The sequence below is a fragment of the Stenotrophomonas sp. STEN029 genome, assembly GCF_056760015.1.
In genome coordinates this window covers 15,688-27,476 of record NZ_JBRREC010000070.1, presented here as the reverse complement: position 1 = coordinate 27,476, position 11,789 = coordinate 15,688, and the positions used below count along the sequence as shown (strand labels likewise).

Below are 11,789 nucleotides of genomic sequence, written 5' to 3'. Positions count from 1 at the left end.
CCCCCGCCCCCCCCCCCCCTGGGGGGGGGGGGAAATCCCCCAAACCCCCGCGCCCGCGATGGGCGCGCCACTACCTGGCAGTTACGGTTTTCCTGCCTGGCGCTTGCGTTGCTGCTGGATGTAGGTCATTTCGTTCTCGGCGACTTTATTGCCGGGCTCCAGCGCCAACGAGTCTTCGTAGGCTTTCTGGGCTGCGTCCAGATCGCCCAGTTCAATCAGGGCATAACCGGTTCCGCGTAGTGCCAGCGCCTCGGCGTACGCTGCTTCAGGATGGTTGCGGGTCAGTGCCAAAGCCTGCTGGTAGCTGCTCAGCGCAGCGGTCCAATCCTTGCTGATGTTCAGTGCCGCGCCACGTTCTGTCAGTGCCTCTGGCTCGTAAGGCGCGGTGGCATGGGCCTTGTCCAGCCACTGTGTTGCCTGTGCCGCATCGCGCAGTTCCACCGCGATGTAGCCCAGTTGGATGTAGACGTTGGCACAGGCGCTGTCCAGCCAGTCGATGGGCTCGCCGTCGCCATGCTCGCGCAGGTAAAGCTCGTACTGGCGTTGGGTGCGGAAGCTCAGCGAACGCCGTCCCGGCGCTGCACGGTAAGCATCGCATTGGCGTGCGACGTCGAGCAGCAGGGCTTTGGCCTGGGCGTGCTCGCCTTTCAGGTTCAGGGCGCTGGCCTCCTGCACGGAAGCGCGCAACTCCTTGCCCAGCGCTGGCTCACCGGGCCGGGAGTAGATCTGTGTGGTGCTGAGCCTGACCGGATCGTCGGGTTCGTCAGCGAGTGCGTTGGCACACGCCAAAGCCAGGGCAATACAAAGCAGATAACGCATACGTCCCCCGCGTAGCGATGTGGACGCCAGCGTAGCCGGAGCCGTGGCGAATCGGTAGGGGGCTCCGCTGCAGGCGCCTAGCTGCGCGGCGCCATTGCCAGGATTGCCAACTGCTGCTGGGCTTCTTCATTGCCAGCTGCGGCAGCGGCCCGCACCTGGGCCAGGTCCGGGTGTTGCACTACCAGCAGCGGGTACTCGCATTCGGGGCAGGCGTATTCGGTCTGCTCGTCGTGCAGCTCCATTTCCATCTGCCGTGAGCTGCCTTTCCATTCGCAGGCAGGGCAGTTGTGCAGCTCTTCGCGCCAGCCGGTCTGGTAGTAGTCGTTGACGGTGATGGTCATGGGTAAGGCCAGAAAAAAGAGCGGTGAAGTGTAGCCCGGGTAAGCGTGAGCGCACCCGGGGTTTTCCGCGAAGAGCTCCCGGGTGCGCTGGCGCTTACCCGGGCTACGGTTTCGCAATCAGTGCAGCAACACCAGCGTGGCCAGGCCGAGGAAGGTGAAGAAGCCCATCGAGTCGGTGACCGCAGTAAGGAAGATGCCACTGGCCAGGGCCGGGTCGAATCCCAGCCGCTTCAACGTCAATGGCACCAGTACACCGGCGGATGCGGCAAACAGCAGGTTGAAGGTCAGCGCGATCGCAATCACCAGCGACAGCCCCGGCATGTGGAACCACGCCAACACGATCAGGCCGAGCACGGTGCCCAGTACCACACCATTGAGCAGGGCCACGCGCAGTTCTTTCCACAGCAGCGTGCGGGCATTGGAAGCGCCGACCTGGCCCAGTGCCAGACCGCGGATCATCAGCGCCAGCACCTGGGTGCCAGCATTGCCGCCCAAGCCGGCGACAATCGGCATCAGCACCGCCAGGGCCACCAGCTTGTCGATGGTGCCCTCGAAATGGCCGACCACGCTGGAGGCGAGGAAGGCCGTGCAGAGGTTGACCGACAGCCACATCAGGCGACGGCGCATGGCGCGCCAGACGGGGCTGAACAGATCTTCGTCTTCGTCCAGACCAGCCGCACCCAGGGCCTGGTGATCGGCCTGGCCGCGGATGATGTCGACCACGTCATCGATGGTGATGCGGCCGATCAGGATGTTGTTGTCATCCACCACCGGTGCCGAAACCCAGTCATGATCGGAGAACTGGCGGGCCACTTCGTCGGCGCTTTCGCCCACGTCGATGGCCGGCTGTTCATCGTCGATCAGGCGGTTGATCGGGGTGGTGTCTTCGTGGGTGACCAGCGAGGCCAGCGACAACCGGCCCAGATACTGGTGGCGACGGCTGACCACGAACAGGTGATCGGTGTGGTCGGGCAGCTCGCCGCGCAGGCGCAGGTAGCGCAGTACCACGTCGACGTTGACGTCGGCGCGTACGGTGACCACATCCGGGTTCATCAAGCGGCCGGCGGTGTCTTCCGGATAGGACAGCACCTGCTCGAGCCGCTCGCGGTTTTCGCGGTCCATCGACTTGAGCACTTCGTCGATGACGGTGTCGGGCAGGTCCTCGACCAGATCGGCAAGGTCGTCGATGTCCAGGTCTTCGACCGCGGCGATGATTTCGTCCGCGTCCATGTCCGCCAGCAGGCTTTCGCGCACGTCTTCACCGACATGCACCAGCACCTCGCCGTCGTCCTCGGCATCGACCAGGCCCCACACCACTTCGCGCTTGCCGGGCGGCAGCGATTCAAGCAGGTTGCCGATCTCGGCCGGCGACAAGGTGTTGACCAAGCGACGCACCGGTCCCAGGCGACCACTGTCCAACGCATCGGAAAGCAGGCGCAGCTGGCGTGCGGTCTTGTCGTGGCGTACGGCTTCGGCCATGCGCAGCTCCCGGTATGGTGATGGCCGCTGTCCGTGGCGACTTGGCGCCAACGGCGGTGTTTAGCCCGCCATTATCACGTGCGATGCGCGGGCTTGCATACAACCGTTGCGCACGGAATCAGTTTCCGGCGCTGCCGGTGATCCAGCGTTCAATGCCGCGGCGGTCGCGTGCAGCCAGCAATTGCGGGGCCTGCAGGCGCAGCTCGGCCAGGTTCACTTCACGGATGGCGCGCCGCACTTCCAGCAAAGTCGCCGGATGCAGACTGAACTCGGTCAGTCCCAAGGCCAGCAGCAGGGCTGTCATGCGCGCGTCACCTGCCATTTCACCGCAGACCGCTACCGGGGTTTCGTGCCGCTGCGCGGTTTCGATCACCTGGTACAGCAACCGCAGTACGGCCGGATGCAGGGGCGAATACAGCTCGGCCACGGCATCATTGTTGCGGTCGGCGGCCAGCAGGTATTGGACCAGATCGTTGGTGCCGATCGACAGGAAGTCGACCTGGTCAATGAAGGTCTCCAGTGCGATTGCGGCTGCCGGCACTTCGATCATCGCCCCGACCGGAATGTTCTCCGCCACCTCATGGCCGTCATTGCGCAGTGTCGCGGCCAGCCGCGACAGCCGCCGCCGCACCGCCATGATTTCCTCGCGGGTGGTCAGCATCGGCACCAGGATGCGCAGCGGGCCGTAGCCGGAGGCACGCAGGATTGCCCGCAGCTGGGTGTCGGAGACCTTTGGACGGGCCAGCGACAGGCGCACGCCACGCAGGCCCAGTGCAGGGTTTTCTTCGCTGCTGAGTACCAAGCCAGTGCGGTCGGCCTTGTCGGCGCCCAGGTCCAGGGTACGGATGGTAACCGGACGCCCGCTCATGCCCAGCACGGTGTCGCGGTAGACGCGGAACTGCTCTTCTTCGTCAGGCAGCTGGTTGCGCTGCATGAACAGGAATTCGGTGCGGTACAGGCCCAGTCCGCGGGCACCCAGCGCATGCGCCTGGGCGACGTCGTCATGCGATTCGGCGTTGGCGAGCAGGGTGATCTCCGCACCATCCAGGGTGCGGGTGGGCTTTGCCCGCAAGCGGCCAAGTTCGCGTTGCTCGCGGGCCAGCTCGCGTTGCCGGCTGCGGTACTGGCGCAGGTCGTCCGGGGCTGGATCGACCACGATCTCGCCGCTGACGCCGTCCAGGATCAGTACGTCGCCATCGCTGACCTTCTGCAGCACCGCAGTGGCGGCCACCACCAGCGGCATATGCAGGCTGCGGGCGAGGATGGCGCTGTGCGAAAGCACGCTGCCGGCACTGCTGACGATGCCGACCACGCCCTGCGCCTGCAGCTGCGCCAGTTCCGATGGAGCGACGTTCTCGCAGACCAGGATCTCGCCGGCCAGCCCCTTCATGGTGGTGGTGCGTTTGTGCAGGAAGGACTGGATGCGGCCGATCACATGGTCCAGATCATCCATCCGGCTTTTCAGGTAGGCATCTTCCATGCCTTCGAACACCTGCGCCAGGCGGTCGCGCTGCACGCGCAGGGCGTGGCTGGCGCTGTAGCGCTTGCTGCGTACCAGCTCGTCTAGCCCGGTCAGCAGTTCCGGGTCGTCCAGCAGCATGGCGTGCAGTTCGAGGAACTCACCGACCTCGGACGGCAATGCACCTTGCAGGCGGGTGCGCAGTTCGCGCATTTCCTGGCGGGCCGCGTCTGTGGCGCGGTGCAGGCGTTCGAGCTCGTGTTCCACAGCAGCGGCAGCGACGCGCTTTTCACCAATGTCCTGGACGTGCGGCAGGCGCACGCGGGCGCGGCCCAGGGCAGAGCCACGGGAAGCCGGCAAGCCCGTTAGACGGGTCACCACTGCACGCTCCCGACCCTGGCTGCAGCTGCGCGCGCGGCCTGCAGCATCAGCTGTCCTCGTCGAAACGACGCTCGAACAGCGCAGCAACTGCCTCCAATGCGGCAGCTTCATCTTCGCCGTCCACGCGTACCGTGACCGGCGTGCCTTGGGCGGCGGCCAGCAACATCACGCCCATGATGCTCTTGGCGTTGACCTCGCGGCCCTTGGCCACAAGCGTGGCGTTGGAGCGGAAGGCGGACAGCACCTGCACCAGTTTGGCGGTGGCCCGGGCGTGCAGCCCCAGCCGGTTGGAAACCATGAGTTCTTGTTCAAGCATCGTCGGTGATGACTCCATTGCGAGCGCCCGCCGCCGCAGTGGCGGGCAGTTGGTCCAATCCCTGTTCCGGATAGTTCATTACCCGCAGCAACATCGCCAGACTCAATCCCGATACGCGCTTGGTAGGCGTGCCCAGGCGCGCCAGTTTGCCGGCAAGATTGCTCGGGCTGGCGCCATACAGATCGGTCAGTATCAACACGCCGCCTTCACCTTCCACCCGCCGCATCGCCGCGGAGGCGGCAGGCAGCAGGGCATCCAGGTCGGCGTCGAACGGCACTTCGAACGCTTCTGTTTTCAGCGGCAGTTGCCGCAACAAGGCGGTCGTCACTTCCAGCAGGGAAGTGCCGACACCGGTATGAGTAACTAGAAGAATGCCGCAGGTCATCCCTGAACGTTAACAGGTCAGGGTGAGTCCGCGATAGCGCTTAAAACTGTCTTCTGTGTGCCATTCAGGGCATGCGCGTCTGGCGCGCATGCGCCCGCTCAGTCCTGTTCGCGATGGAAGGTGGCCACGTCCTGCCAGCCCTGCTCGCGGGCATGCCGGGCGAGGCGTTCGGCCAGGTAGACCGAGCGGTGCTTGCCGCCGGTGCAGCCAAAGGCCACGGTGACATAGCTGCGGGTTTCGCTGCCCAGCTTCGGCAGCCAGGTGTCGAGCAGGTCCTGCAGCTGGGTGACGTAGTGCACCACCTCTGGCTGTGCGTCCAGGTACTCGCGGACTTCGCGGTCGCGTCCGGTCAGCGAGCGCAGTTCCGGGTCCCAGTGCGGATTGGGCAGTACCCGTGCGTCGAACACGAAGTCGGCTTCGGCCGGCACGCCGCGCTTGTAGGCGAAGGACTCGAACAGCAACGAGAGTTTGTTTTCATGGCTGAGTGCAAACTCGGTGATCACCCGGCGCCGCAGCTGGTGCACGTTGAGGCGGGTGGTATCGATGATTGCATCGGCTTCGCGGCGCAGTGGGGCGGTCAGCTCGCGTTCGCGGCTGATGGCTTCCGGCAGCGAAAGGCCCAGGTGGCTCAGCGGATGGCGGCGACGGGTATCGGCATAGCGGGCCAACAGAGTGTCGTCGTCAGCCTCGAAGAACAGCAGGCGCGCTTCAATACCATGATCGCGGGCGGTTTTGCGCCAGCTGGCCAGTTGGCTGAGGTCGCTGCGACCACGCACATCGATGCCGACCACCAGGCGTTGCGGCCGGGTCTCCCCGCGTTCGCCGAGCACGCCGCGCACGAACTCCGGCAGCAGGTTTACCGGGATATTGTCCGAGCAGTAATAGTCCAGGTCTTCAAAGGTCTTCAAGGCCACCGATTTGCCCGACCCGGACAGGCCGCTGACGATGATCAATACCGATGCGGGGTGCGCACTCATGAACTGCGTTGCTCCAGCAGGTTGCTATGGCGGGCGATGAACATCGCCGCCGGGTCGATGCCCTTGGTGCGCAGGATGTGCAGGCGGGTGGCGGCCTCGGTCAGCACCGCCAGGTTGCGTCCGGGCATCACCGGCAAGGTGATCAGCGGCACGTCCAGGTCGAGCACGTGGCGCTTGCCCGAATCGCCGGTCAGGCGCTCATAGCCATAGCTGCTGGGCTCGGTCATCGGCTTGGTCAGGTGGACGATGAGGCGAAGATACTTGTTCTTCTTTACAGAAGTGTCACCAAACATCTGGCGCACGTTCAGCACGCCCAGCCCACGCACCTCCAGCAGGTCCTGCAGCAGCTCCGGGCAGGTGCCGTCGAGCACGTCCGGGGCAATCTGGGTGAATTCGGGGGCATCGTCGGCGACCAGGCGGTGGCCGCGGGACAGCAGTTCCAGTGCCAGTTCGCTCTTGCCTGAGCCTGCCTCACCCGTGATCAGCACGCCGATGGAGTAGATCTCCATGAATACGCCATGCAGGATCACCCGCGGCGCCAGCGTGCGGGCCAGGTGGTAGCTGATGTGGTTGAGCAGCTCATGGCCGCGGCGTGGCGACACCCACAACGGCGTCTGCGATTCGTCGGCGGCCGAGCGCAGGTCTTCCGGGCAGCCATGGCTTTTGGTGATCACCAGCGCCAGTGGCCGCGCCTGGATGATGCGCTCGATGACTTCCCAGCGCTGGCGGGCATCCAGCGAATCCAGCCAGGTCAGTTCCTCGGTGCCGAGGATCTGCACCTTGTTCGGGTAGATGGTGTTGAGGTAGCCGGCCAGCGAGGGCCGCCGCGAGACGGTGTTTCCGGCCTCCAGCTCACGTTGCGCACCGGCATGGCCGGCGACCCAGCGCAGGTCGAGCTTCTCGCGCTGCTGGTCGAAGAGTTCCTGGGCGGTGATGCTGGTATTCATCCGCGACGCGCCTGTTGCGGGTTGATGATGATGTCTTTGAGGGTCTGCGCATCGGGGGCAACGCGCAGTGCCTGGCGGATGTCGGCGTCGGAGAAGATCTCCGCCAGCTCGGACAGCAGCATCAGGTGTTGGTGGGTGTAATGCGCGGGTACGGCCATGGCGAAGACCAGGTCCACCGGTTCGTCGCCGCCGAAGTCAACGGGTTGTTGCAGCCGTAGCAGGGCGCCGCGAGGTTCCTGCAGGGTTTCCGAACGCCCGTGGGGAATGGCGATGCCGTGGCCAATGGCGGTGCTGCCGACGTTTTCACGTTCGCGCAGGCTTGAAAACAGGCTGTCCGCGCCGGCTTCACGACAGGCGAGAAGGCGGGAGGCGGCTATCAGGGTGCTGTCTCGATCAGCGACCGCGAGTACCTGGGTACTCACGGCCGCCATCAGGTCGGTCAACGGCATGTTGGGCTTACGGCTGGGTGTAAAGATCAGCCATTGTCGCGCAGAGCATGCGATGCGTGGGGAAGATGCTTTTCCTTGTGCTTTATGACCAGTCGGTCGAGCTTGTCGGCCAAGACGTCGATGGCTGCGTACATGGTGGGTTCGGCAGCATCGGCGTGCAGGGTGCGCCCGGGTAGATTCACCGTGGCGACGACGAGGTAGTCAGGCTTGCGGGTGGACAACTGGACTCGTACTTCGCAGTGCTGGTCGAAGTGCCGACCCAGCCGCTCCAGCTTTGTTTCCACGTACTCCTTCAGGGCAGGCGTGACTTCAACTTGCTGGCCATACGTCTCGATACGCATCGGATTCCTCCTGTGGTTCGGGGTTGCCTAATGAACCCTGCGCTGCTCAACGAATGCTTCAGGCGATGCGGACGCGTTCGTGAGAGGCACAGATGTTCATGGCCTCACGATACTTCGCAACGGTGCGGCGCGCTACCGGTATGCCACTTGTTTTGAGCATCTCAGCCAGCTTGGCGTCAGAAAGTGGTTTGCGCGGGTTTTCCGCATCGATCAGGTTGCGGATCATCGACTGGATGGCCGTGCTGGAGGCCTCCCCGCCGCCTTCGGTATCGATGCCGGAGGCAAAGAAGGCGCGCAGCGGCAGGGTGCCGCGCGGGGTGCGTACGTACTTGCGGGCGATGGCGCGCGAAATGGTGGATTCGTGCAGCTCCAGTTCGCCGGCGATTTCACGCAGCGTTAGCGGACGCAGTGCCTGTTCGCCGAATTCCAGGAAGCCAGCCTGGTGATGCAGCAGGCTGTTGACCACCCGCAGCAGGGTTTCGCCACGGGCCTGCAGGCTCTTCAGCAGCCAACGCGCCTCCTGCAGCTGTGCGCGCAGATAGCTGGCGTCGGCATCGCCGCAGCGGCGGATCAGTTGCTCGTAGCTTTGATTGATGACTACCCGCGGGCCAGCGTGCCCGGCCAACGCGCAGCGCCAGATGCCACGCTGGCGCCAGACCACGCAATCGGGCACGACGTAGGTGTCAGACGTCATCTGCCCCAGTTGCTTGCCCGGGCGCGGATCGAGTGAGCGCAGCAACTGCACGGCTTCTTCGATGTCGGCAACAGACTGTTTCAGTTCCTGTGCGATGCCGCTGATGCCGGCGCGCGGCAGGCGCTCCAGTGGGCCATCGGTGATACGTCGGGCCAGGGCAAGAGCAGGGGTTTGGCAGGGCAGTACGTCCAACTGCAGGCTCAGGCATTCGCCCAGGCTGCGTGCGCCAACCCCGGCCGGGTCAAAGCGCTGGATCTGGCGCAATACCGCCAGGATCTCATCTTCGTCGGCATGGGTTTCAGGCAGCAGTGTCTGTGCGATTGCCGACAAGGGCTCGCGCAGATAACCGTCTTCATCCAATGCGTCGATCAAGGCCACACCGATGGCGCGGTCACGCGGCCCGAGGTGGGTCAGGTGCAGCTGCCACAACAGGTGATCGGCGAGGGTATCGCCGTCTTCGGCCTGTTCGCGTTCGTCGTCTTCGTCGCCATCGAAGGAGCCGGAGCGGCCACTGCTCCAGTCTTCATCGCCGCCGTCCCAATCTTCGCCATCGGCGTTGATATCGCCTTGCGCGGGATCAATCGGGGCATCGTCATTGGCGCTGCTTGCGGGAGCCTCGTCGCCGTCGGCGCCTTCGGAGTTCTCAGCCCATTCCAGCAGTGGGTTGGTTTCCACCGCCTCGGTCAGTTCCACTTCGAGCTCGGTGCTGGACATCTGCAGAAGACGGATGGCCTGACGCAACTGCGGCGTCATGACCAGATTCTGTCCCATCGATGTCTGCAGCCGAGCTTTCATGCCTGATCCGTTCGGGTAGGGGCCCGACGTGGCGCTGCGACTCAGAGGGTGAAAGCGTCCCCGAGGTAAACACGGCGCACGTCGGTATTGGCAAGCAGATCTTCCGGTGCCCCCTGCGCCAGTACGCTGCCTTCTGCGAGGATATACGCCCGGTCGCAGATTCCCAAGGTTTCGCGCACATTGTGGTCGGTGATCAATACACCGATGCCGCGTTGCTTGAGGTGGGTCACGATGCGCTGGATCTCGCCGACCGAGATCGGGTCGACGCCGGCAAACGGTTCGTCGAGCAGGATCAGGCGTGGCTTTGCAGCCAGTGCGCGGGCGATCTCGCAGCGACGACGTTCACCGCCGGACAGGCTGGCGCCGGTCTGGTCGGCGACGTGGCTGATCTGCAGTTCTTCGAGCAAGGAGGACAGTTCGCGTTCGCGGCCGGCGTTGTCCAGGTCGGTGCGCAGTTCCAGCACCAGGCGGATGTTGTCGGCCACGCTGAGCTTGCGGAACACAGACGGTTCCTGCGGCAGATAACCCACGCCCAGTTTGGCGCGCTCGTACATCGGCTCGGAGGTGATGTCCTTGCCGTCGAGCACGATGCTGCCGGCATCTGCAGCGACCAGGCCGACGATCATGTAGAAACAGGTGGTCTTGCCGGCACCGTTCGGGCCGAGCACGCCGACCACTTCGCCGGCATCGAGGGTCAGCCCGAAGTCCTTGACGACTTCACGGTTCTTGTAGCGCTTGCGCAGGCCTTGGGCGACGAGCATTACTTGGCCTCTCCCGCCGCTGCCGGCGCCTTGTTCTTGGGCTGGATCACGGTGCGCACGCGGGTGCCGTCGCCGCCGCTCTGCATTGAACCGCTGCGGGTGTTGTAGACCATGCGCTGGCCGGCATTGGTGCCGCGCTCGGATTCAACCTTGTAGTTGCCGGTCAGGATGATCACTTCGCTGTTGATGTTGTAGTCCATGTTGTCGGCACGGGCATTCATCCAGGTGTTGTCATCCATCTGCTGCTTCAGCGTGGCTTGCTTGCCGGTGAGGATCACGCGCTCGGTTTCGCCGTTCTTGCGGATCACGTCAGCGGTATCGGCATGGATCTCCATCGAACCCTGGGTGATGACCACGTTGCCACTGAACTGGCACTTGCCGTTGTCGCTGAAATTGCAGTCATTGTTGTTGGAATCGATGGTCATCGGCTGGTTGCGATCCGATGCCTTGGACCACGCCAGGCCAGGTGCGAGCAGGACGGCGAGCAGGGTGATCGACGCGAGCTTAGCGGGCAGCTTTGGGTTCATAGCGGGTCTTGACCTGGGAAAGGAGTGAGTACTGCTGGGATTTGAGGTTGGCGCGGAAGCCGACGCCAGTCTGCGACAGGCCTGGTCGGGTCAGCGTGACCTGTGCATCGGTGCGCGCCAGGTCCTGCTCGGCGAACACATCCAGCGAGTCGGTGCGGAAAGTGGTTGGTGGGGTCTTGCCATCGGTGGGGCTGTCGCCGGCGACATTGCCGCGCAGGCGCAGCTCCTCACCCTTGGGGCTGACCCAGCCGGTATCGGCGCTCAGTCGCCAGTGCTGCCCAGCCGTGTCAGGCAACAGGAACAGTGGCTTGGTGATGTTGGACGTCTGGTCGGCACGGCTGCGCGCCATCGACGGCGCGCGCAGCGTCATCGACTCCTTGCCCTGCTTGTCCAGGGTGACGATCTCGAAGTCGGTCAGGGTGAAATCGGTACTGCCTTGTTCAATGGCCGTTGGCGCGGTGTTGGCGCGGTTGCGCCATGCCGCCCAGCCGCTGATCAGGGCGGCCAACAGCAGGCCAATGCCAAGAACTGAACGCCAACTCATCAGGAAAACCTCGCCAGGACTGCATCCAGTTTGCCCTGTGCGGCCAGCAGGACGTCACACAGCTCGCGCGCTGCGCCGCGTCCGCCTTGGGCACGGGTCTGCCAGTGCACGCGTTCGGCGATCCACGGATGCGCATCCGCCGGGGCGACCGCCAGGCCGACCGCACCCAGCGGCGCCAGATCGGGCAGGTCGTCGCCCATGAAGGCGACCTGCTCCAGGCCGATGCCGTGCTGGTCGCACAAGGCACGTACGCTGGCCAGCTTGTCGCCGACCGCAATCTGGGTGTCGATGCCAAGATCGGCGCCGCGGCGCTGCGCCGACAGGCTGTTGCGGGCGGTGATCAGCACCGGGTGGATGCCGTGTTGCTGCAGCAGCTTCAGGCCCAGCCCGTCCTGCACGTAATACGCCTTGCTCTCGTTGCCGGCATGGTCGTAGAACAGCCGGCCGTCGGTCAGTGTGCCGTCCACGTCAAAGCAGGCCAGGCGGATGGCGCTGGCGGTGGCGTGCAGATTGGTGGGGAAAAGCGCTAGCGGCGAGTAGGGCATTGGCAGGCAGGATCCGTTGCGGCAGGTCG

15 protein-coding genes are annotated in these 11,789 nt (G+C 64.6%); all 15 read right to left on the bottom strand.

The genetic code is table 11. From position 1 onward, the window contains the following. Positions 1-81 precede the first annotated feature (81 nt). The 15 genes from ACVOLI_RS14845 to ACVOLI_RS14775 all read right to left on the bottom strand — a co-directional run bounded on the left by ACVOLI_RS14845 (position 82) and on the right by ACVOLI_RS14775 (position 11,760). On the bottom strand, positions 82-819 hold the full coding sequence (locus ACVOLI_RS14845; RefSeq protein WP_481615010.1) for a hypothetical protein: 738 nt from the start codon (positions 817-819) through the stop codon (positions 82-84). A gap of 77 nt (positions 820-896) precedes the next feature. Continuing rightward, a complete protein-coding gene (locus ACVOLI_RS14840; protein ID WP_481615009.1) occupies positions 897-1,160 on the bottom strand; it encodes a hypothetical protein in 264 nt (87 codons plus the stop codon). Positions 1,161-1,277: 117 nt separating this feature from the next. Beyond that, a complete protein-coding gene (gene mgtE / locus ACVOLI_RS14835) occupies positions 1,278-2,639 on the bottom strand; it encodes a magnesium transporter (RefSeq protein WP_303749141.1) in 1,362 nt (453 codons plus the stop codon). Positions 2,640-2,757: 118 nt separating this feature from the next. Beyond that, positions 2,758-4,479 (bottom strand): phosphoenolpyruvate--protein phosphotransferase, encoded by a 1,722-nt coding sequence (gene ptsP, locus ACVOLI_RS14830; protein WP_481615008.1) that lies wholly within the window; start codon positions 4,477-4,479, stop codon positions 2,758-2,760. A gap of 46 nt (positions 4,480-4,525) precedes the next feature. Next, positions 4,526-4,795, bottom strand: a complete 270-nt coding sequence (locus tag ACVOLI_RS14825; RefSeq protein ID WP_282267872.1) for an HPr family phosphocarrier protein — start codon at positions 4,793-4,795, stop codon at positions 4,526-4,528. After that, positions 4,788-5,180, bottom strand: a complete 393-nt coding sequence (locus ACVOLI_RS14820; RefSeq protein WP_282267870.1) for a PTS sugar transporter subunit IIA — start codon at positions 5,178-5,180, stop codon at positions 4,788-4,790. Before ACVOLI_RS14820 ends, ACVOLI_RS14825 begins: the two co-directional genes overlap by 8 nt. A gap of 98 nt (positions 5,181-5,278) precedes the next feature. Continuing rightward, positions 5,279-6,157 (bottom strand): RNase adapter RapZ, encoded by an 879-nt coding sequence (gene rapZ, locus ACVOLI_RS14815; RefSeq protein ID WP_481615007.1) that lies wholly within the window; start codon positions 6,155-6,157, stop codon positions 5,279-5,281. Continuing rightward, positions 6,154-7,104, bottom strand: a complete 951-nt coding sequence (hprK, locus tag ACVOLI_RS14810) for an HPr(Ser) kinase/phosphatase (protein WP_282267866.1) — start codon at positions 7,102-7,104, stop codon at positions 6,154-6,156. The genes rapZ and hprK overlap by 4 nt, the downstream gene beginning before the upstream one ends. Next, positions 7,101-7,553 carry a PTS sugar transporter subunit IIA gene (locus ACVOLI_RS14805; RefSeq protein ID WP_481615006.1) on the bottom strand — a complete coding sequence of 151 codons (453 nt, stop codon included), beginning with the start codon at positions 7,551-7,553 and terminating at the stop codon, positions 7,101-7,103. The genes hprK and ACVOLI_RS14805 overlap by 4 nt, the downstream gene beginning before the upstream one ends. A gap of 26 nt (positions 7,554-7,579) precedes the next feature. Further along, the gene (hpf, locus tag ACVOLI_RS14800) at positions 7,580-7,894 is read right to left on the bottom strand and encodes a ribosome hibernation-promoting factor, HPF/YfiA family (RefSeq protein ID WP_282267862.1); all 315 of its coding nucleotides are present in this window, start codon (positions 7,892-7,894) and stop codon (positions 7,580-7,582) included. 58 nt (positions 7,895-7,952) lie between these two features. Continuing rightward, the gene (locus tag ACVOLI_RS14795; RefSeq protein WP_481615005.1) at positions 7,953-9,383 is read right to left on the bottom strand and encodes an RNA polymerase factor sigma-54; all 1,431 of its coding nucleotides are present in this window, start codon (positions 9,381-9,383) and stop codon (positions 7,953-7,955) included. 41 nt (positions 9,384-9,424) lie between these two features. Beyond that, the gene (lptB, locus tag ACVOLI_RS14790; RefSeq protein ID WP_481546251.1) at positions 9,425-10,144 is read right to left on the bottom strand and encodes an LPS export ABC transporter ATP-binding protein; all 720 of its coding nucleotides are present in this window, start codon (positions 10,142-10,144) and stop codon (positions 9,425-9,427) included. Beyond that, on the bottom strand, positions 10,144-10,671 hold the full coding sequence (gene lptA, locus ACVOLI_RS14785) for a lipopolysaccharide transport periplasmic protein LptA (RefSeq protein WP_481615004.1): 528 nt from the start codon (positions 10,669-10,671) through the stop codon (positions 10,144-10,146). Before lptA ends, lptB begins: the two co-directional genes overlap by 1 nt. Beyond that, a complete protein-coding gene (gene lptC / locus ACVOLI_RS14780) occupies positions 10,649-11,215 on the bottom strand; it encodes an LPS export ABC transporter periplasmic protein LptC (protein ID WP_481615003.1) in 567 nt (188 codons plus the stop codon). Before lptC ends, lptA begins: the two co-directional genes overlap by 23 nt. Beyond that, complete coding sequence (locus tag ACVOLI_RS14775) at positions 11,215-11,760, bottom strand: KdsC family phosphatase (RefSeq protein ID WP_481615002.1); 546 nt, start codon at positions 11,758-11,760, stop codon at positions 11,215-11,217. The genes lptC and ACVOLI_RS14775 overlap by 1 nt, the downstream gene beginning before the upstream one ends. Positions 11,761-11,789 lie beyond the last annotated feature (29 nt).